General features: G+C 75.1%; 21 protein-coding genes. 11 read left to right on the forward strand and 10 right to left on the reverse strand.

Annotated elements, in window-relative coordinates:
• Together MY520_RS24860 and MY520_RS24865 are read left to right on the forward strand one after the other, a co-directional pair.
• On the forward strand, window positions 1-889 hold an 889-nt coding region (locus MY520_RS24860; RefSeq protein WP_436695372.1), incomplete at its 5' end, for an ATP-binding cassette domain-containing protein.
• A 31-nt stretch (window positions 890-920) separates the two neighbouring features.
• Entirely contained in the window at window positions 921-1,481 is a 561-nt protein-coding gene (locus tag MY520_RS24865; protein ID WP_436695373.1) for a dihydrofolate reductase family protein, read from the forward strand.
• Between the two features lie 61 nt (window positions 1,482-1,542).
• Here MY520_RS24865 and MY520_RS24870 read toward each other — a convergent pair whose 3' ends face one another.
• Complete coding sequence (locus MY520_RS24870) at window positions 1,543-1,815, reverse strand: hypothetical protein (RefSeq protein ID WP_436695374.1); 273 nt, start codon at window positions 1,813-1,815, stop codon at window positions 1,543-1,545.
• 65 nt (window positions 1,816-1,880) lie between these two features.
• Window positions 1,881-2,543 (reverse strand): hypothetical protein, encoded by a 663-nt coding sequence (locus tag MY520_RS24875; protein ID WP_436695375.1) that lies wholly within the window; start codon window positions 2,541-2,543, stop codon window positions 1,881-1,883.
• 19 nt (window positions 2,544-2,562) lie between these two features.
• Here MY520_RS24875 and MY520_RS24880 point away from each other — a divergent pair, with 19 nt between their 5' ends.
• Window positions 2,563-2,796, forward strand: coding sequence for a hypothetical protein (locus tag MY520_RS24880; RefSeq protein ID WP_436695376.1), 234 nt, complete (start codon window positions 2,563-2,565; stop codon window positions 2,794-2,796).
• Window positions 2,797-2,823: 27 nt separating this feature from the next.
• Here the strand turns inward: MY520_RS24880 and MY520_RS24885 are convergent, their stop codons facing one another.
• From MY520_RS24885 to MY520_RS24905, 5 genes are all read right to left on the reverse strand, one after another.
• Window positions 2,824-5,721 carry a DUF4332 domain-containing protein gene (locus MY520_RS24885; RefSeq protein ID WP_436695377.1) on the reverse strand — a complete coding sequence of 966 codons (2,898 nt, stop codon included), beginning with the start codon at window positions 5,719-5,721 and terminating at the stop codon, window positions 2,824-2,826.
• A gap of 298 nt (window positions 5,722-6,019) precedes the next feature.
• Window positions 6,020-6,772: an ethanolamine ammonia-lyase subunit EutC gene (gene eutC / locus MY520_RS24890; RefSeq protein ID WP_436695378.1), complete on the reverse strand. Its 753-nt coding sequence runs from the start codon at window positions 6,770-6,772 to the stop codon at window positions 6,020-6,022.
• Window positions 6,769-8,178, reverse strand: coding sequence for an ethanolamine ammonia-lyase subunit EutB (locus tag MY520_RS24895; RefSeq protein WP_436695379.1), 1,410 nt, complete (start codon window positions 8,176-8,178; stop codon window positions 6,769-6,771). Before MY520_RS24895 ends, eutC begins: the two co-directional genes overlap by 4 nt.
• A complete protein-coding gene (gene eat, locus MY520_RS24900; protein ID WP_436695380.1) occupies window positions 8,175-9,635 on the reverse strand; it encodes an ethanolamine permease in 1,461 nt (486 codons plus the stop codon). The genes MY520_RS24895 and eat overlap by 4 nt, the downstream gene beginning before the upstream one ends.
• A gap of 96 nt (window positions 9,636-9,731) precedes the next feature.
• On the reverse strand, window positions 9,732-11,099 hold the full coding sequence (locus MY520_RS24905) for an MFS transporter (protein ID WP_436695381.1): 1,368 nt from the start codon (window positions 11,097-11,099) through the stop codon (window positions 9,732-9,734).
• Between the two features lie 237 nt (window positions 11,100-11,336).
• Between MY520_RS24905 and MY520_RS24910 the strand changes: the two genes are divergently transcribed.
• Complete coding sequence (locus tag MY520_RS24910; protein ID WP_436695382.1) at window positions 11,337-12,065, forward strand: GAF and ANTAR domain-containing protein; 729 nt, start codon at window positions 11,337-11,339, stop codon at window positions 12,063-12,065.
• A 3-nt stretch (window positions 12,066-12,068) separates the two neighbouring features.
• On the opposite strand, the gene MY520_RS24915 is transcribed toward MY520_RS24910, so the two are convergent.
• Together MY520_RS24915 and MY520_RS24920 are read right to left on the reverse strand one after the other, a co-directional pair.
• Window positions 12,069-12,971, reverse strand: coding sequence for an SDR family NAD(P)-dependent oxidoreductase (locus MY520_RS24915; protein WP_436695383.1), 903 nt, complete (start codon window positions 12,969-12,971; stop codon window positions 12,069-12,071).
• An 89-nt stretch (window positions 12,972-13,060) separates the two neighbouring features.
• Complete coding sequence (locus MY520_RS24920) at window positions 13,061-13,462, reverse strand: hypothetical protein (RefSeq protein ID WP_436695384.1); 402 nt, start codon at window positions 13,460-13,462, stop codon at window positions 13,061-13,063.
• A gap of 99 nt (window positions 13,463-13,561) precedes the next feature.
• Here MY520_RS24920 and MY520_RS24925 point away from each other — a divergent pair, with 99 nt between their 5' ends.
• The 4 genes from MY520_RS24925 to MY520_RS24940 all read left to right on the forward strand — a co-directional run bounded on the left by MY520_RS24925 (window position 13,562) and on the right by MY520_RS24940 (window position 15,806).
• A complete protein-coding gene (locus tag MY520_RS24925; protein ID WP_436695385.1) occupies window positions 13,562-14,197 on the forward strand; it encodes a hypothetical protein in 636 nt (211 codons plus the stop codon).
• A 47-nt stretch (window positions 14,198-14,244) separates the two neighbouring features.
• Complete coding sequence (locus MY520_RS24930; protein ID WP_436695386.1) at window positions 14,245-14,514, forward strand: DUF2277 domain-containing protein; 270 nt, start codon at window positions 14,245-14,247, stop codon at window positions 14,512-14,514.
• A gap of 96 nt (window positions 14,515-14,610) precedes the next feature.
• Entirely contained in the window at window positions 14,611-15,147 is a 537-nt protein-coding gene (locus tag MY520_RS24935; protein WP_436695387.1) for a hypothetical protein, read from the forward strand.
• Window positions 15,148-15,281: 134 nt separating this feature from the next.
• Complete coding sequence (locus MY520_RS24940; RefSeq protein WP_436695388.1) at window positions 15,282-15,806, forward strand: DUF6328 family protein; 525 nt, start codon at window positions 15,282-15,284, stop codon at window positions 15,804-15,806.
• Window positions 15,807-15,819: 13 nt separating this feature from the next.
• Here the strand turns inward: MY520_RS24940 and MY520_RS24945 are convergent, their stop codons facing one another.
• Window positions 15,820-16,263 (reverse strand): very short patch repair endonuclease, encoded by a 444-nt coding sequence (locus MY520_RS24945; protein ID WP_436695389.1) that lies wholly within the window; start codon window positions 16,261-16,263, stop codon window positions 15,820-15,822.
• A 114-nt stretch (window positions 16,264-16,377) separates the two neighbouring features.
• Between MY520_RS24945 and MY520_RS24950 the strand changes: the two genes are divergently transcribed.
• From MY520_RS24950 to MY520_RS24960, 3 genes are all read left to right on the forward strand, one after another.
• The gene (locus MY520_RS24950; RefSeq protein WP_436695390.1) at window positions 16,378-17,817 is read left to right on the forward strand and encodes a hypothetical protein; all 1,440 of its coding nucleotides are present in this window, start codon (window positions 16,378-16,380) and stop codon (window positions 17,815-17,817) included.
• Window positions 17,818-17,914: 97 nt separating this feature from the next.
• The gene (locus MY520_RS24955) at window positions 17,915-18,958 is read left to right on the forward strand and encodes an ATP-binding cassette domain-containing protein (RefSeq protein ID WP_436695391.1); all 1,044 of its coding nucleotides are present in this window, start codon (window positions 17,915-17,917) and stop codon (window positions 18,956-18,958) included.
• Window positions 18,955-19,803 (forward strand): ABC transporter permease, encoded by an 849-nt coding sequence (locus MY520_RS24960; RefSeq protein WP_436695392.1) that lies wholly within the window; start codon window positions 18,955-18,957, stop codon window positions 19,801-19,803. The genes MY520_RS24955 and MY520_RS24960 overlap by 4 nt, the downstream gene beginning before the upstream one ends.
• Window positions 19,804-19,805: the final 2 nt, after the last annotated feature.

A 19,805-nucleotide genomic window follows, 5' to 3' on the forward strand; every position in this document is an offset into this window, starting at 1 on the left:
CGCGACCGGCGCGGCCGCCGGCGTCACCGGCCCGGCGATCGCCGTCCTCGCGCTGGCCCCCTTGGCGCTGGCCGAGCCGCTGGCCGGGCTGGTCGCCGCGCTGCAGCGGCGGGGTGCGCTGGCCGACGCCCGCGCCCGCCTGGACGCCGTCCTCACCGCTCCGGTGCCCGCGGACCCCGCCGACCCGCTGCCGGCTCCCGCCCCGGTGCGCGATCTGGCCACCACCGGCCTCAGCGCCGGCTGGCCGGGACGCCCCGACGTGCTGCGCGGGCTGACGACGGAGGCGCGCGCCGACGGCGGCTGGCTCGTGGTGCGCGGGCCGTCGGGGGTGGGCAAGTCGACGTACCTCGCGGTGCTGATGGCGGCCCTGCGGCCGCGCGCCGGGGCCTACACGCTGGGCGGGGCACCGGCCGACCGGCTGACCGGGGACGACGTGCGCTCCCGGATGGCGTGGCTGCCGCAGGAGGCGCACGTCTTCGCCTCGACGATCCGCGCCAACCTGGCGGTGGCGGCGCCCCGTGGGACGCTGGCCGGGCCGGACGGCGGAGCGCGGATGCATGCCGCGCTCACCGCCGCGGGGCTGGGCGGGCTGCTCGCCTCGCTGCCCGAGGGTCTGGACACCCCCGTCGGCGCGGGCGGGACGGCGCTGTCGGGCGGCGAGCGACGCCGGCTGGCCGCGGCCCGTGCGCTGCTGGCCGACCGCGACGTGGTGCTGCTGGACGAGCCGACCGCGCACCTGGACCCGCCGACCGCCGCCGCGCTGGTGCGGGACCTGCGCGCCGCGCTGACCGGCCGGGTCGTGGTGTGCGTGACGCACGACGACGACGTCGAGCGGCCCGGCGACACCGTCGTCCGGCTCGGCGCGTCCACCGTGGTCGGCGCCGCCTGAACTGTCGGCGGGAGCGGGCAGGGTGTCGCGCATGGATGCGCCCTTCACCGGTTCGGTCTTCCTCGGCATGAGCGTCGACGGGTTCATCGCCCGCCTCGACGGCGACCTCTCCTGGCTCACCGGCGGCGCGGAGGCCGGCGGCGCCCCCGACGACGGCTCGGGTGGCGACTTCGGCTTCTCCGCGTTCGTCTCCGGCATCGACGCGCTCGTCATGGGCCGCGGCACCTACGAGGTGATCGCCCCCATGGACGAGTGGCCGTACCAGGGGAAGCCGATCCACGTGGTCAGCACGACGCTCGAGCCAGGGGCGGACGCCCGCATCACCGTGCACGGCTCGTTCGAGGACGCGGTGGCCGCGCTCACCGCAGCCGGGTACCGCCGGGTGTACGTCGACGGCGGCCGGATGGTGCACACGTTCCTGGCGGCGGGCCTGATCGGCGACCTCACGCTGTCGCGCGTGCCGGTGCTGATCGGCGAGGGCCACACGCCGTTCGGCGCGCTGGCCGCCGATGTCCCGCTGGAGCACGAGCGCACCGAGGTCTTCCCCGGCGGCATGGTGCAGACGACCTACCGGGTCCGCCGGCACGCCTGAGACCGGCCTCCTCCAGGGCACCGCCCCGAGCTTGCGAGGGGTGGGGAGAGGAGGCCCTCTTTCAGGCGGCGACGTCCCACGGCCGCGTGCGCACGACCTCGAAGCCGGGGAACACGGGCAGGTCCGGGTCGACGACCAGCGGGACCCCGACCGGCGAGCCGAGGCGGCCGCACCCGACCACCGTGGCGCGCTCGTCGGATGGCATCTGGGCGAGCATCCGCTCGCACAGCTCCTTGCGGATGCGGATCTCCCGCGGCGGGGCGGCGCCGGGAGCGAAGGCGAAGGCGACGATGTCTCCGGCGATGTCTGGCCGAACCCAGTGGACGCTGCTCATGGCGGCCTCTCTGCACGGGTTCCTCCCGCGCTCTGGTTCAACGCCGGGCGGGCCCTGTCTGTGCCCTACCCGTCTGGAGAGAGGCTTGCACCCGGGTACGACACTTCGACGGGGATCTCCGGGCCGAGCCGGGCCCCCTCCAGCAGACGGAGGTCGTCGCCGGACCAGAAGCTGCCCGGGTCGTAGGCGTTGCGCGGCCGGACGCCGTCGAGCAGCCCCATCGCCGTGTACGTGGTGGCCACCAGCTCGGCGCAGTAGATCGTCTCGGCCGAGGTGCCCCGCCGCAGCCGGCCGTTCAGCCAGCCCGTCGCCAGGCCCCGGGTGGTGGGGAACGGCCTGCCGTCGAGCCGGGCGACGGTGCGCAGGACGGCGTCCTCCATCTCCGGGGTCACGCCGCCGTCGTCGGCCGGCCCGACCAGCTGCCGCAGCCAGGCCCGCTGCCCGTAGCGGTGCCGCCAGGTGCGGACGGCGTCGGCGAGGTCGTGCAGCTGGACGCCGCGCTGGTGCTGCCCGGTCCAGACGTCGGGCAGCGAGCGGCCCAGCTCGGCGTGCCAGAGCAGCGGCGGCAGGTCCTCGAGGACGACCGCCATGCCGACGTGGTTGACCGGGGCGTTGGTCAGCGCGCGGATGGCGCGGTCGGCGACCGAGGCGCCGCGGAACACCCAGACGTCACCGGTGCGGGTCAGCTCGACCGCGTCGTCCAGCGGGAGCGCACGGGGCTCGGGCACGCGGCTACGTTAGGCGACCGTGCGCCTCTGGAAGCTCCTCGGACTGGCCGGCCTCGCCGGCGTCGCGGCGACCGGCGCGGTGCTCGCCCGCAACGAGCGCCAGCGCCGCGCGCACACCCCGGAGGAGATCCGGGCCCGGCTGCGCGAGCGGCACGCGGCGCTGGCCGAGTCGGAACCCGAGCCGGAGCCCGCTGCCGAGGACCTCGCCGGCGGACGGCGGCACGCGCTGGCCCGGCTGCTCCGCCGGAGGTGACACTCGCGGGCCCGCTCTGCGGCAGGCCTACGCGAGGGTCCTCGCGATCAGGCGGTCGACGTCGGTCCGGGAGGGAGGCCGGACCCCCTCGCCCGCTGCCGCATCGGCGAGGCTCCTGAACAACCGAGGCGCTGCCGCGGCCGACGGCGTGGGGCGGGAGGCCGCCGTCGCGGCAAGGGGCCGCGACGCTCTGCCGCCGTCCTCAGTCACGCGTTCCTTCAGCACGTCCACCGAGTGCATCCCGCTCCTGAGGAGCAGCGCCAGCAGCCGGGTCGAGATCTCCTCGTCACCGGGACGTCGCGCCGCACCCAACTCCGCCAACGCGTGCCATCTCGCTACCACGACCTCCGGCACGCCGAGGCTGTGAGCCAACTGCGTGGTCCCACCTGCGCAGGAGGTCACCAGCCAGAGGTCGGTGGCCGTCCGTATCCCGAGGGCGCGCAACCTCGGGCCCTGCTCGCCGAACAAGGGCAGGTCCGTGAAGGCCGGATCCGGTGGACCTATGACGTCCCAGAAACCGCTGTCCCCGTCCGGTCTCCGCAGCTTGCTGAACCACGGGTCCGTCCGAGCCATGGTGCGGACCTCCGTGAGCCCCGAGGCCAGCCGGAGTTCTTCGAGTGCGTCCTCGGCCCTGCGGCAGTAGGCGCTGACGCAGGCCCGGTCGTAGAGGGCGTACAACCCGAGCGGTCTCACGGGATCCCGCTGGACATCGGGGAGTCCCTCGTCGCTGCCCACGACGGCCCCGAGCGCCTCGCGGAGCTCGAACGCGATGCCGCGGAAGCCGAGCGCGAAGTCCTGGACATTGCGCTCCGCGTAGTCGCGGAACGCGTGCCACCGCAGCTCGGTGAGGCTGTGCACTGCCTGCTCCGCGTACCACACACGGCCGGGCGATCGTGGTCGAACCGAGACGCACAGGTTGAGCCACGTGGCCGTCAGCGCATGCCATGTCCGCAGCCGGAACGCGGTCCAGCCGTCGTCCCACACGAGCGGTAGGCGACCGAGCTGCTCCAGCGTCGCGTGCGTCGGCGCCTCTGGGGAGTCCAGCGCCGGGATGCTGGCTGCCAGCTCCGTGAGCCTCTCGGCGTCCGTCCGGAGGTCCTCCACCGTCCGCGACTCCTCGGCCAGGAGCCGGAGGTACGCCAGGCGGGCCAGGGCGTTCTCCGGGTCGACATCCACCGCCGTGGCGAGCAGTTCTCGCCGGAGCTCTCGACCACCACGCGTCTCCGGCGGCTTGGTCGCGACGACGTACGCGGCGACGCTCTGCCATCGAGTGGCACCGCAGAGGCCGACCCGGAGAGTCGGGTGCCGATCCGCCAGCGTCGTCAGGATGACGGCAGCGGCGGCGGTCAGGAGGTCGCTCGGGTCCACGTCGGCGTCGCCATCGCCGGCCGCCGCGCTGATCTTCGGCCGGAAGCGTGACGCGTTCACGATGGCGGTCTCCGCCACGGATCCGTTACGGGTGAGGGTGACGACGACCTCATCGGGCTCGCCCCCGCCCGCCACCGAGGCCCGCCAGGGAACCGACGGGAAGACGAGGTTGACGACGGAGGTCAGCGCGGCCGCCACCTTTCCCGCCGGCAGCGAGGACAGCGCCGAACTCGGCAGGTCCTGGACGTCGACCTGCTGCGGGGCCTTGAGGCCGCGCGGTGGGGCGGAGCCGAGATCCTCCAACCGCGCGAGGACGTACGCCGTCCCGACAGGGTCGCTGGCGTCGCCCTTCTTGACCGTGACCTGGAGACGCAGAGCGTGGCCGCGGCCGGCGGCGTGGAGCAACAACCCCAGAAGGGCCAGGGCGCCGGTGAGCAACCAGGGCCAGACCTCGTCCGGGATCCCCAGGCCGAGAGGCTCGAGAGCTCGAGTGAAGATGGCCAGCACGACCACCGACAAGGCGGCCAGGAACACGTAGCCGGGACCCAGGGCTCCACGGGGAGCGCCCAAGCCGACCATCCGCTCGCGCCAAGTCTCCAAGCGCTTCGCGCTCCGCGCCGACCACGCGATGACGGCGGCAGCGACGAGGGCGGCAGCGATGACCGGAGCTCGGAAGTCCGCTGCCACACCGTCGAGCCACGGCGCCGGCCAACCGAGCAGACCGATGGACCGGACGACGGTCGTGAGGAGCAGGGCGAGGCCGGCCCACCACGCCATGCGCCGTGTCCAGTCGGGCCAGGCGCGCGCGTCCGGAGGCGCGGTCAGCGGGGTCAGGAGCCGCGCCACGACGAGGAGCACGGCCAGGACCACCAGCGCCGGCACCAAGACCCGACCGATCGGCTCGAGCCAGCGCGTGCGGAAGGCATCCCATCGATCTGCGGCCCGTGCGGGCAAGACCCGCTCGTCCGGGGTCAGCGCCGCTCGCGCCACCTCGTTCGCCGGGTCGAGTATCAGCGCCTGCTGGAAGCACGTGTCCGCCTCGTCCCCGCGGTCGGCTCTCGTCAGCCGCTCAGCCGACGCGGCCACGCGGGCGGCGGCGTCCCGACGTCCATCGACGTAGGCCAGGCCCTCGGCTGCACGGGAGTCGGTGGTGAGCCGTTGCTCGTAGAGCCGTTCGGCCAGCGCCAAGCGGCCCTCTGCGGCCAGTGCGCCGGCCTGACGCAACACAGGGTCGTCATCGGCCGGAGGAGGCGACGCCTGGGCCGCGTTCGTCGGGGTGAAACAGGTCAGCTCTGTCGGCGACTGCGGCGGGCCAAGCGGAACGACGGCCACCACGATCGCGAGGAGCAGCACCGTGGCCGCGGCCACGGCCACGAAGCGCGACAACCCGCCATGACTCACGGCGTCTCTCCCCCGCACGGGCTCACCGCAGAGCGCCGAGGCTAGACCTGCGGGTTCCGCAACAGAAGGGGATCCCCGGGTCGCGTACGCACTGCAGCATCGTGGGGCACGTGCTCCATCGGCGCTGATCCCGGCCTCACGCACGGCGACCGCCACACCGGACCCGGCCCGGCCGCCTTCCCGTCCGGCGTCGACAGGTCGACACTGCACGCGCCCGCCGGTGTCGCCGGCCGTCTGTCTGGGTCATCCGGCTGGCGACGCCGACGCGGTCATCCAGGCAACCTCCGCCGACGACACCCACGGGATGGCGCTCGTCCGGCTCTCCGGCCACCACGGGGACCGGTCGTTCGAGACGCTCAACGCCCAGGTCATGCGGTTCGTCGACGGCCGGATCGCCGGAGTTCTGGGAGGCACCCACCGATCCGGACGCGATGAGGGACGTCTTCGCCTGAGGTCACCCCCCCGTCAGCGCCGGCCCCTCGTCCTTGAGCACCACACCGGAGGCGCCCAGCTCCCGCGCGGCCCCGAGCAGGGCGGCCACGGTGTCGGCGGCCTGGGCGTAGGACAGCCCGTGCGGCGGGCGGACGTTGGAGACGCAGTTGCGCTCCGAGTCCGCCCGCCCCGGCCGCGGGCCCCAGGTGAGGTAGACGCCGAGCGAGTCGGCCGACGAGAGCCCCGGCCGCTCTCCGATGAGGACGACGACCGCGCGCACCCCGAGCGCCGCACCCACCGCGTCGCCCAACGCGACGCGGGCCTGGTGCGCCAGCACGACCGGGGCGAGCCGCCACCCGGACAGCCGCTCCAGCAGCGCCGCCGTCAGGCCGGCGGCGTGCTCGTGCACCGCGCGCGGGGAGAGCCCGTCGGCGACGACGACGGCCAGGTCGGCGTCCGTGCGGGGCAGCGACGTGCCCTCGGCCAGTTGCCTGCCGAGGTCGGGCCGCTGCAGGTACGTGGCGCGGTCCGGCGCCGCGGAGTGCACCTCGACGACCTCGGTGCCCGGCAGGCCGGCCCGGACGACGTCGGGGTCCAGCGGCTGGTGCACCGCGTCCCGGGCCGCGGCGTGCGCGGCGCGGAACTCCAGTTCCCGGACGGTCGGCAGCGCGTCGCCGGCGCGGCCGAGCGCCACCCGCGCGCGGGTGGCCGAGCGGAGCACCGCCCACGGATCAGGACCGACGTGGCCACTCCGGCCCTCCGCCACGGAACTCACGACGACGCCGCCGCGAGCAGGGCCCGGGCCGCGGGCGCGTCGGCGGTCAGCTCGCGCACCCGGCCGGCCTCGTCGAGCAGGTCCATCCGCGCCAGCCACTCCTCGAACTCCGGGGCCGGGCGCAGACCCAGCACCTGCCGGGTGGTGAGGACGTCGGAGAACGCCAGCGACTGGTAGTGCAGCATCACGTCGTCCATCCCGGGGACGGCGATGAGGAACGTGCAGCCGGCCGCCCCGAGCAGCAGCATCAGCGAGTCCATGTCGTCCTCGTCGACCTCGGCGTGGTTGGTGTAGCAGACGTCCACGCCCATGGGCAGGCCGAGCAGCTTGCCGCAGAAGTGGTCCTCGAGGCCGGCGCGGAGCACCTGCTTGCCGTCGTAGAGGTACTCCGGCCCGATGAACCCGACGACGGTGTTGACCAGCAGCGGCTCGAAGTGCCGGGCCACGCCGTAGGCCCGGGCCTCCAGGGTCTGCTGGTCGACCGGCCGCCCACCGATCCCGTGGTGCGCGTCGGCCGACAGCGCCGACCCCTGGCCGGTCTCGAAGTAGGTGACGTTCGACCCCACCGTGCCCCGCCCCAGCTCGAGCGCGCCGGCCCGCGCCTCGGCGAGCAGGTCGAGGGTGACCCCGAAGCCGCGGTTGGCCGCCTGCGTGCCGGCCACCGACTGGAACACCAGGTCCACCGGTGCGCCGGCCTCCAGTGCCCGCAGCGTCGTCGTCACGTGGGCCAGCACGCAGGACTGCGTCGGGATCCCGTACCGGGTGATCACCGCGTCGACCAGCTCCAGCAGCGCGACCGTGCGCGCCGGGGAGTCGGTGGCCGGGTTGATCCCGATGACGGCGTCCCCGCAGCCCTGCAGCAGCCCGTCCACGATGGACGCCGTGACGCCCAGGGGGTCGTCGGTCGGGTGGTTGGGCTGCAGCCGCGACGCCAGCCGGCCGGGCAGCCCGAGCGTGCTGCGCAGCCCGGTGACCACCCGCGTCCGGCGGCCGACGGCGACCAGGTCGGCGTTGCGCATCAGCTTCGACGTCGCCGCCACCATCTCCGGCGTCAGGCCGCGGGCCAGTCCGCTGATCGCCGCCTCGTCCCCGGCGGCCGCCCACGCCAGGAGGCGGTCGCGGAACTCCCCCACGGTGAGCGAGGCGACCGGCGCGAACGCCTCCCGGTCGTGGGTCTCCAGGATGAGCCGGGTGACGTCGTCCTCGTCGTCGACCACCTGCTCCTCGAGGAAGGTGGCCAGCGGCAGGTCGGCCAGCACGGTCTGGGCGGCGACCCGCTCGGCCGCGGACTCCGCGGCGCAGCCGGCCAGCACGTCCCCGGAGCGGGCCGGCGTCGCCTTGGCCAGCAGCTCGACCAGGGTCGGGAACTCGTAGGTGTGCCCGCCGAGCGTGCCGCGTCGCGTCATCGCACGTCCTCCGCCGCGTCGGCGAGCAGCTCGAACTCCTCCTCCGGCGCCGAGGCGACCAGGTGGTGCCGGCTGTAGAGGGCGAAGTAGGCGAGGAAGACCGCGTAGGCACCCAGGGTCCACAGCGCGGCGGTCACGTCGACGAGGAACGTCGCGACCACCGCCGCGGCGGCCAGCACCAGCGCGACGCCGGTGGTGACCACTCCGCCCGGCGTCCGGTAGGGCCGCTCCAGCCCCGGCTCGCGGCGGCGCAGCACGATGTGGCTGACCATCATCAGCACGTAGGACACCGTCGCCCCGAAGACGGCCATGTTCAGCAGCATCGCGCCCTGGCCGGTCAGCGACAGCGCGAAGCCGATCGCGCCGGGCACGAGCAGCGCCAGCATCGGCGCCTTGCGGGCGTTGGTGACCGACAGGGCCCGCGGCAGGTAGCCGGCCCGCGACAGCGCGAAGGTCTGCCGCGAGTAGGCGTAGATGATCGAGAAGAAGCTGGCCACCAGCCCGAACAGGCCCGCGTAGTTGACCACGCGGGTGATGCCGTCCGGAGCGGCGGAGCCGGCCAGCGCGTCGACCGGCGGGTTGCCCGACCCGGCGATCGCCGACGAGCCGGCCGCACCCGGCGTGAACACCAGCATCAGGACGGCGAGGACGACGAGCACGCCCATCGCCGCGACGATCCCGCGCGGCATCGAGCGGGCCGGGTCGCGCGCCTCCTCCGCGGCCAGCGGCACGCTCTCGACGGCCAGGAAGAACCAGATCGCGAACGGGAACGCCGCCCAGATGCCGAGCACGCCGTAGGGCAGGAACGTCGAGGCACCGGCCGCGTCGGTGGGCGCGATGTCGAGCAGGTTGCCCGAGTCGAACTGCGGGATCGCCCCGACGAGGAAGACGACCAGCCCGAGCAGCGCGACGACGGTGACGACGAACATCGCCTTGAGCGCCTCCCCGACGCCCATCAGGTGGATGCCGATGAACAGCGCGTAGACCGCCAGGTAGACCCACCAGCCGTCGGTGATGCCGAACAGCCCGAGGGACTCCACGTAGGCACCGATGAACGTCGCGATCGCCGCCGGGGCGATCGCGTACTCGATGAGCACGGCCACCCCGGTGGCGTAGCCACCCCACGGCCCCAGCGCCCGGCGGGCGAAGGTGTAGCCGCCGCCGGCGGTCGGCAGCGCCGAGCCGAGCTCGGCCAGGCCGAACACCATCGCGGTGTACATGACCGCCATCAGCACCGTGGCGACGAGCAGGCCGCCGAAGCCGCCCTCGGCCAGCCCGAAGTTCCACCCGGCGTAGTCACCGGAGATGACCGCCGAGACCCCCAGCCCGGCCAGCAGCAACCAGCCCGCGGTGCCGCTGCGCAGCTGGCGCTTGTGCAGGTATCCCTCGTCGACCCGCTCGGCTGCGACGCCGGCGTGGTGGTGCGAGGCGGGTCGTGCGGTCGGTTCCGCGGTCATGTGGGACCTCCGGGATCGGCCCCCGGCCGGGAGGGGCCAGCCTGATCCTGTCCGCGGGACGCCGTCAACGAGGGAGCAGCGATCGGAACACGCTGTTCACCGGCCCGGCGCAGTGCCTCCGAGGAGCAGCCCGAGGTCCCGGACGTACACGCCGGTGCCGTGACCGAAGCCCGACACGACCGGCTGCAGCCGGGCGCCGACCCCGGTCGCGGCGGAGGTCAGGACCGGCGGTGCACCCGGCAGCCGGACGGCGTCCCCGACGAGTGTGGGCACCAGCCCGGCCGCCACGAGGGCCAGGAGCGCCACCGTCCCGATGGCCACGGACAGCCCCAGGTGCTCGGCGAGCAGGCCGATGGCCGGTGGCCCCCCGAGCAGGCCGGTGTATCCCACCGTGGTGGCCAGGGCGATGCCGCGGGCGCCGCCGAGCACGCCCGCGCGGGCGATCGCCAGGGGGAAGACGTTGGCCAGCCCGAGGCCGACCAGCACGAACCCGGCCAGCGCCACCGGGAGGGACGCCGTCGTCACTGCGGCGGTCACGCCGACCGCCGCGAGCAGGGCGCCGCCGATGAGCAGGCGGCGTTCCCCGAGGGCCAGGACCAGCCGGTTGCCGGCCAGCCGGCCGCAGGCCATGGCGAGGGAGAAGCCCGCATACGCGCCGGCTGCGAGGAGCGGCGTCGCGGACAGGTCGGTCCGGAGCAGCAGCGCGCCCCAGTCGGTCAGGGCGCCCTCGCCGTACGCGGTGCAGCCGGCGATGACCCCGAGGACGACGAGGGCGGCCGTGGGACGGCGACGCTCGGGGGCTGCGCCTGCCACCCGCCGGACGTCCGCCGCGGCGTCGGCGCCGACCAGTGCCGGAGCCGCCCAGGCCGTCAGCAGCAGCCCCACGCAGGCGACGGCGACCAGGTGCACGGCCACTCCGGCGACGGCCGAGGCCAGCCCGCCGAGCAGCGCACCGGCCAGGCCGCCGAAGCTGAACCCGGCGTGCAGGCCCGACAGCAGCGGCCGTCCCACCCGCGCCTCGACGGAGACACCGAGGGCGTTGGCCGCGACGTTGACCATGCCGGTCGCGGCGCCGAAGACGAGCAGCGCGGCGCACAGCGCCGGGACCGAGGCGGCCAGTCCGGGCAGTACGACGGCCACGCACACCAGGACGGCGGCCACGGCGCTCACCAGGCCGGCACCGAGGCGGGCGCAGAGCGCACCGGTGACCTGCATGCAGGCCAGGGCGCCGACGGAGAGGCAGAGCAGGGCGATGCCGAGGGTGCTGTGCCCCGCGCCCACCTGCTGGGCGACGTCGGGCACGCGGGCGGCCCAGCTGCCGAAGACCGCACCGTCGAGGACGAACAGGGCGGCGACGGCCAGCCGCAACCGTTCCACCGACGGTGGCGGCGCGGACGACCTGGCGGAGCGGACGAGGACGGCGACCGGGGTGCGGGCGCGCAGCACGAGGGCAGGAGTGGCCATGGAGACCTCACGGGAGAGAGCCGGCCACCGCAGAACGGGTGGCCGCGAGGGGCGGGGAGAGCACACGACCTCGGGCACCCGCGATCCACGGTGCCAGCAGGGCCGGGATCACGCCGACCGGAGGGGCGGCGCGTCGGCGTGAGAGTGGCCACGGCACTGCGGGACGCGCGCAACTCCTGGATACTGGTTGGCCACGATCGGGTGGCGCGATGCCGGACAGGGGAGGACGCAGGACCGGTGGAGACGCTGGAGACCCAGCCCACGTCGGACGACGGAGACCTGCTGGCCGCGCTGGCCGCCGGGGGCGACCTCAACGACTTCCTCGGGGACCTGGTGCGGCTGGCCGCCCGCCACACACCCACCGCGGAGGCCTGCGGCCTGACACTGGCCCGCTCCTCGGGCGCGGTGACGGTCAGCGCCACCGGGCCCCTGGCGCAGCAGGCCGATGAGCGGCAGTACGACCTCGACACCGGCCCCTGCCTGGAGGCCATGCGCGCGGGCGTCGTCGTCCGGGTCGACGACATGGCCGCCGAGCGCCGCTGGGCGCCCTATCCGGCCCGCGCCACGGAGGTCGGCGTCCGGTCCTCGCTCTCGCTGCCCCTCGTCGTCGAGGACCGCCGGTGCGGCGCGCTGAACCTCTACTCCACCCAGCCGGGCGCCTTCGACGAGGACGCCGAGGGGACCGCCGCCCGCTGGGCCGGTCAGGCCGCCGGGGCGCTGGCGGTCGCGCTGCGCATCGCCGACGGCGACGACAGGGCCGACCAGCTGCTCGGCGGCCTCGACACCCGGACGACGATCGGCCAGGCGGTCGGGCTGCTCATGGCGCAGGAGCGCTGCACCGCCGAGCAGGCGTTCGCGCTGCTCAAGCTCGCCTCCCAGCGGCGCAACGTGAAGCTGCGCGACGTCGCCGCCGGGGTGGTCGAGTCCTTCGAGGCCGCGCTGCCGGAGGCCCCGGCCCGCTGGTGAGCCTCAGAGGCCGCGCCAGCGGCCGGCCGTGCCGTTGCCCTCGGGCCGCGAGCCGAACACGTTGCCCTCGGTCGGCGACGCCCCGTCACCGGACAGGGCGAACGCCCGGAACAGCGGCCCGACCAGCGCGTCGTACACCGCCGGCAGCAGCCGGAAGCCGGCGATGACGACCGGGTTGGCGAACCCGGCCTGCACGAGGCGGCGGGGCCGGTCCAGCCGCGCCACCACCGCGCGGGCCACCCGCTCGGCCGAGTAGACCGGGGGCGGCGGGCGGCCGGTGCTGCCGGCCCACGTGGCGCCCTGGTAGTAGATCGGCGTGTTCACCCCGCCCGGGGCGACCGCCGAGACGTGCACGCCGGGCGCGTCACGGACCTCCTGCTGCAGCGTCCGCACCAGGCCCAGCTGCCCCCACTTGGCCGCCGCGTAGGTGCCCATGAGCGGCGCGGTGACCGACGCCAGCAGCGAGCTGACGACCACCAGGTGCCCGGCGCCCTGGCGGCGGAACACCGGCAGAGCCGCCCGGGCCACGTTGGCGGTGCCGTGCAGGCTGGTGTCGACGACGGCCTCGAACACCTTGGCCGGCACGTCCTCGATCCGCCCGTAGGCCATGGTCTGCGCCGAGTGGACGACGGCGTCGAGGCGGCCGAACCGCTCGACGGCGGTGTCGACGGCCCGCTGCACGGCGTCGGCGTCGGTGACGTCGGCGGGGCACACCAGCGCCTCCGGGGCGCCGCGCTCGCGGGCCTCGGCGGCGGCCTCCTCGAGCGACTCCCGGCCGCGGGCCACGAGCACCAGGCGGGCGCCCCGGGCGGCGAGGGTGTGCACGGTCGCCCGGCCGATCCCGCTGGAGGCGCCGGTGACGAGGACGGTCGGCGGTCGCGACGGGGCGGCGGACGGCTGGGGCATGCGGCTCCTCGGTTCAGGGGGCCGAGGGCTCGTACTCGTCGGACCGCCCCGGCTCGGCGTCGTCCGGTCCTACCCCTGCGGCCCGTCGGTCATGCCGGGACGTCCGGGAGGACGCCGTACAGCCAGCCGGGTCCGGTGACCGCCGTGCCGGCCGGCAGCCGGGCCCGCAGCCCTCGGTCGGCGGTGACCACGAGCAGCGGGGTGCCCTCGGCGGCCAGCCGGGCGGCCCGGTCGGCGAGCGCGTCGTCCCCGCTGCCGGGCGCCCGGACCACGGTGACCCCGTCGGGCACGCGGACGTCGCGCGCGGCGCCCTCCACGACCACGACGACCTCACGGCACAGCACCGAGCCGCCGCTCGGCCCGGGGAGCAGTCGGCCGGCCAGCGGCGCCAGCCGGCGCAGCAGCCGGGTGGTCGCGCCGGCCCGGTCGCGCCACCAGCCGTCGGGCCGGGACCCGACGACGTTGGCCATGTCGACCAGCAGAACCGTCACGCCGCTCCCCCTCCGCGTCGACGTCGCCCGACCGGGTGGTCGCCCGTTTGCGCTGGTCGCGCCCGGGCATCGATGCCGGCGACCCCGGAGGAGGTTCCCATGGCCAGCAGCGACCGCACCGCCCACGACCACGACGCGACCCGGACCGACACCCCGGCGACCCGCGAGGGCGCCTCGGCCACGCGCGGAGCCGCCCGCGACGCCGTCGCCGCCCAGCGGTCGGACTTCGGCGGCATCAAGTGGGGCGCGGCGTTCTTCGGCTGGCTGTCGGCCAACGGGCTCGCCGTCCTGCTGGTCGCGATGCTGTCGGCCGCCGGTGTCGCCCTCGGTCTCACCCAGGGCCTGCCGGACTCCGGGGACGTCGCCGCGGAGACGATCGGGCTGGCGGGCGCGATCGCCCTGCTCGTCGTCCTCTTCCTGGCCTACCTCGCCGGCGGGTACGTGGCCGGGCGGATGGCGCGGTTCAACGGCGTCCGGCAGGGGCTGGCGGTCTGGCTGGTCGGCCTGCTGGTCGTCGTCGTGCTGTCGGCCGCCGGGTACCTGCTGGGCCGCGAGTACAACGTGCTCGAGTCGCTGAACCTGCCCCGCATCCCGATCGACGAGGGCACCGCCACCACCGCCGGGATCATCACCCTGCTGGCCATGGTGGGCGCGACCCTGCTGGGCGCCCTCCTCGGTGGCCGGCTGGGCACCCGCTACCACCGCCGGATCGACCGCGCGGGCTTCGGCGCCTGACCCCCCGGGAGCTGCCGAGCGTCACCGGTCGCTCCTACGCTGCCGTCATGTGCCGCAACATCCGCCCGCTGGCCAACTTCGAGCCGCCGGTCACCGGCGACGAGATCGAGGCCGCCGCCCTGCAGTACGTCCGGAAGATCAGCGGGACCACCCGCCCGTCGCGGGCGAACGCCGAGGTGTTCGAGCGCGCCGTCACCGAGGTGGCCGAGGCCTCGGCCCGGCTGCTCGCTGCCCTGGTCACCCCGGCCCCGCCGAAGGACCGCGAGGTCGAGGCGGCCAAGGCGCGGCAGCGGTCGGCCGCGCGCTACGCGAGCTGACCGGCCACGTCGCAGCAGATTGCGCACAACCGGCATGGCGCCGGGTGGGGCGGGTAGGAGCGGGGCTCCCCCTTCCCCGTCACCCGGAGTCCCGCCATGGCGCGCAACACCCTCTCCCGCTCGCTGCACGACCTGGGCCTGGCGGCCTGGTTCGGCGGCACCCTGGCCAACGCGGTCGCCCTCAACCCCGCCGCGGGCGCGGCCGGTGGCCGTGACACCGGCCGCGTGGCCAACGCCGGCTGGGACCGCTGGACCCCGGTCAACGCGGCCGCGATCGGGGCTCACCTGGTCGGCAGCGTCGGCCAGCTGGCCGGCAACCGCCGGCGCGTCGCCCGCCAGCGCGGCGTGGTCGGCATGAGCCTGCTCAAGACGGCGCTCACGGTCGCCGCGCTCGGGGCGACGGCGTACAGCCGGTCACTGGGCATCGTCGTGTCCGGCGCGGGCGCGGTTCCGGCGAGGTCCGGGACGAAGCCGTCCAAGCGGACCAAGGCCGAGGTCGCCGCCGCGCAGGAGCAGCTCGACCGGCTGCAGTGGGTCATCCCCGCGCTCACCGGTGCCCTGGTGGCGGTCAGCTCCTACGCCGGTGAGCAGCAGCGGCCCAGTGAGGTCGCCCGCGGCATCGCCCAGCGCTGACCCCGTCCGGCAGCGCGCCGGCGTGCACCGTCCCGGCCGAAGCCGGGCTCGCGACCTGCGCATACCCCGCGAGGAGGCGGGCAGTACCCATCTCCGGGTAACGACAGTGGGCCGGCGGATGAACGGTGAGGGTCATGACCGATGTCGACTCGTCTCAGCAGCGCGGCGGCTCATCGGGTGAGAGCCGCAAGGAGCGGATCGACCGCGAGCTGATCGAACTGCTCAACGAGCTCCGGGTGGCGCTGCCCGGGGTGCAGTTCCTCTTCGCGTTCCTGCTCGTCGTGCCCTTCCAGCAGCGCGGCGCGGAGCTGACCGAGTTCCAGCGGGACGTCTACTTCGTGACGCTCATGGCCGCCGCCGTCGCCACGGGGCTGCTCATCGCCCCCGCGGCGCAGCACCGGGTGCTGTTCCGGCAGCACGACAAGGAGGTCCTGCTGCGGCGCAGTCACCGGTCGGCCTTCGCCGGGCTCGTCGTCCTGGCCATCGCGATCTGTTCGGCCGTGCTGCTGGTGACCGACGTGGTCTTCGACCTCACCCAGGCGTGGATCACCACCGGCGTCGTCGCCGCGCTGCTGACCTACTGGTGGATCGCCGTCCCCTACTGGGACCGCGCGCACGGCCGCCAGGACGATCCGGACGACGGCGACGAGGACCGCTGACCCCGTCCCCTCCTCACCCGTGCGTCGACCGGTGCCCGAGGGCCCTGCAGATCGCGTCGACGACGTCGTCAGGGTCCTCGTGCTCCCAGAAACGCAGCACCCGCCAGCCTGCCGCCCGCAGCGTCTCGTCGGCGCGCCGGTCGCGGGCCACGTTCCCCGCCAGCTTGGCGACCCACCACTCCCGGTTGGCGGTGGGCGTGTGGCCACACGTCGGGCAGGCGTGCCAGAAGCACCCGTCGAGGAACACGATGAGGCGCCGGCCCTTCCACACCAGGTCGCCGCGCGCCCGGGTCTCCCGGCACGGCCGGACGTCGACCCGGAAGCGGACACCGCGGGCGTGCAACCGACGTCGCACGGCGACCTCGTGCGCGGTGTCGCGGCGGGGCTGGCGCCGGAAACGCTGCGCGACGACGTCGGATGACGGTGGCGGCGCGGGCCCGGGACCACTCGTCGTCACGCTCCTCCTCGCAGCCACCACCCTCGCCCCCGACCCTAGGGAGCCGCACCGACAGGATGGAGACACCGATCACGTGCGACGTCGGTGGGGCAAGGGTCGCCTAACCTGCTCGTCGTGAGTGCGACGGCGGCCCGGGACCTCGCACGGCCGCCCGCCCCTTCCCTGCCCGTGCCGCGCTGGTCGCCGGTCGAGCTGCTGCCCGCCCTCCTGGTCGCCGCGCTGGGCACCGTGCTGCTGCTGCCCGGGCACGGCCTGTGGTTCGACGAGCTGTTCACCGCGGAGGTCGGACGGCTCCCGTTCCGGGAGATCCTCGCCGCGATCGTCGAGGGCCGCGGGACGACCAGCTACCTGGCCGACGTGCCGCCGTCGTACAACGCCCCGTACTACCTCGCGGTGCACGCCTGGGTGTCGCTGCCGGGCATCGGTGGCGACACGTCGCTCCGGGTGCTGTCGCTGCTGGCCACCGCCGGCGGGCTGACGCTGATCACCCGGGGCGTGACCCGGCTGACCACCCGGGCCACGGGCGTGCTCGCCGGGGTCCTGCTGGCCGCGAACCCGCTGCTGCTCGAGCAGGCGGTGGAGGCGCGCAGCTACGGGCTCGCCGTGCTGGCCACCGGCGGGGCGCTGCTCGGCCTGGTCCGCCGGCTGCAGGAGGCGCCGCGCGGGCTGCTGCTGTTCGGCCTGGCCGGCGCCGGGATGGGGCTGGCGCACTGGTACGCCGTCACGGTGCTGGCCGGCTTCGTCGTGGCCGGGCTGCTGCTGCGAGGGCGGCGGGCGCTGCCGCTCGTGCTCACCGGCGCGGCCGCCGTCCTGCCGACCGCCGGCCTGATCGCGGTCAACCTGCTCAACGGCACCGGCGCCCGCAACGCCGAGCACCTGCGCGACACCGAGGGCACGCTCGCCGACCTCGCCGTCGAGGCGTGGGCCGGTGGGCGCACGCCGCTGCTGTACCTCACCGTCGCACTGGCCGTCCTCGGCGCGCTGCGGGCATCCGGACTGCGGGTCGTCGGCACGTGCTGGGTGCTGGTGCCGCTGCTGCTCCTGCTCGCCGCCGAGTGGATGCGGCCGGTCTACCTCCCCCGCTACCTGCTGGCCGGGCTGCTCGGCCTCGGTGTGCTGGCGGCGGGCGGCGCACTGGCCGTTCCGCGGGGCGCCCGCGGCCCCGTCGCGGCGCTGCTGGTCGGCTGCTCCCTGCTGGCCGCCTCGCCGCTGGCGGTCCGGGAGCCGCGGGAACGCGCCGACGAGGTGGTCGCCCTGATCGCCGAGCGGCACGTCGCGGGCGAGCCCGTGGTGGCGGCCGACCAGCGCGCGGCCACCGGCCTGGACCACTACGTCCGGACGGCGGCCACGCAGCTGCGCCCCGACGTCGTCCTCCCGCCGGACGACGCACCGGCCACGGCCGACCGGGTGTGGCTGGTGCGCCGGCTGATCGACGGCGACCCGGTGCCGACCGACGACGACGAGGTCCTGCTCGGCGCCGGCCTCCGGATCACCGCCGAGACCGCCTTCCCCGCCGACAAGACCGACCTGGTCCTGCAGCTCTGGGAGCGCTGACCCGCGCGCCGATGACTTCGCGGCCCGGTCCGCGTCTTCCTGTCAGATCCCCGCGGCAGGGTGGGGGCACGGACGGCAGAAGGCGGAGGTGGGGTCCGTGGCGGCGTACGTCGGCGACGCGGTGCCGGCCCAGCGGCGGGGCCCGGAGGGCGGTGGCCGCGAGGAGCTGGCCATCGAGACCGAGGGCCTGGTCAAGCACTTCGGCAGCACCCGCGCGGTCGACGGCGTCGACCTGCGCATCCCCCGCGGCGGGGTGCACGGCTTCCTCGGGCCCAACGGCGCCGGCAAGACGACCACCATCCGGGTGCTCGCCACCCTGATCCGGCCCGACGCCGGCACCGCGCGGGTGTTCGGCCACGACGTCGTCACCGAATCCGACGAGGTGCGCGCCCGGGTCAGCCTGACCGGCCAGTTCGCGTCCCTGGACGAGGACCTGACCGGCGCGGAGAACCTGCAGCTGCTGGCCCGGCTGCTGGGCTACTCCCGGGCCGCGGCGCGGCGGCGCACCGAGCAGCTGCTCACCGCCTTCGGACTGGGCGACGCCGCCGGCAAGCAGGTGAAGCACTACTCCGGCGGCATGCGGAGGCGGATCGACATCGCGGCCAGCATCGTCGTCCGGCCGGACCTGATCTTCCTCGACGAGCCCACCACCGGCCTGGACCCGCGCAGCCGCAACCAGGTGTGGGACGTCGTCCGCGCCCTGGTCCGCGGTGGCACCACGGTGCTGCTCACCACCCAGTACCTCGACGAGGCCGACCAGCTCGCCGACCGCATCTCGGTCATCGACGCCGGCCGGGTGATCGCCGAGGGGACGCCGGGCCAGCTCAAGGCCTCGGTGGGCAGCGGCTCGCTGCACGTGCGGGTCCGCGAGCCCGAGCAGCGCCCGGCCGCCCGCGTGCTGCTCGAGCGGGTGCTGGGCGTGCCGGTCCGCGAGGAGAGCGACCCGGCGGCGCTGACCGCCCGGGTGGGCGACGCCGACCCGGTGGCGCGCGCGCTCACCGCCCTGGAGGACGCCGACGTCGGCCTGGCCCAGTTCGCGCTCGGCCAGCCCAGCCTCGACGAGGTGTTCCTCGCCCTCACCGGCCACCCGGCCGAGTCCACGACGACTGCGACCAGCCCCGACGAGGAGGGCCAGGCGTGACCACGACGGAGAGCCGGCACCTGCTGCTGGACGCCCCCGACAGCGCCGCGGTGCACGAGGCGCTGGTCGCCGGCGAGCGACCGCGGCCGCAGGGCCCGCTGGCCGCCTCGGCGACCTTCGGCTGGCGCACCCTGCTCAAGATCAAGCACGTTCCGGAGCAGCTGTTCGACGTCACCGCCTTCCCGGTGATGATGACGCTGATCTTCACGTTCCTGTTCGGCGGCGCCCTGGCCGGCACCGTCGACGCCTACATCCAGTACTTCCTGCCGGGCATCCTGGTGCAGAGCATCCTGATGATCACGATGTACACCGGCGTCGCGCTGAACACCGACATCGAGAAGGGCGTCTTCGACCGCATCCGGTCCCTGCCGGTGTGGCGGCCCAGCGCCCTGGTCGGCGCGCTGCTCGGCGACGTCGTCCGGTTCACCCTCGCCTCGACGGTGGTGGTCTCGCTCGGGCTGCTGCTCGGCTTCCGGCCACGGGGCGGGTTCCCGGGGGTGCTGGCCGCGATCGGGCTGCTGCTGGTCTTCGCCTTCGCCCTGGGCTGGATCTGGACGTTCCTCGCGCTCGAGCTGCGCACCCCGAACGCGGTGATGGGCTGGAGCATGCTGGTGATCACGCCGCTCACCTTCGGCAGCACCATCTTCGTCGACCCCTCGACGATGCCCGGCTGGCTGCAGGCGTTCGTCAGCGTGAACCCGATCAGCCACCTGGTCGACGGCGTGCGCGGGCTGATGCACGGGCGGGCCGAGGTGGTCGACGTGCTGGTGGTGTTCGGGTGGGCGGCGGCGCTGGTCGCCGTCCTCGGGCCCCTGACGATGCGGCGGTACGCCGACCGGGCGTGACC

It is taken from the genome of Geodermatophilus sp. CPCC 205506, from assembly GCF_051383635.1.
In the GTDB taxonomy this organism is placed as follows: Bacteria; Actinomycetota; Actinomycetes; order Mycobacteriales; family Geodermatophilaceae; genus Geodermatophilus.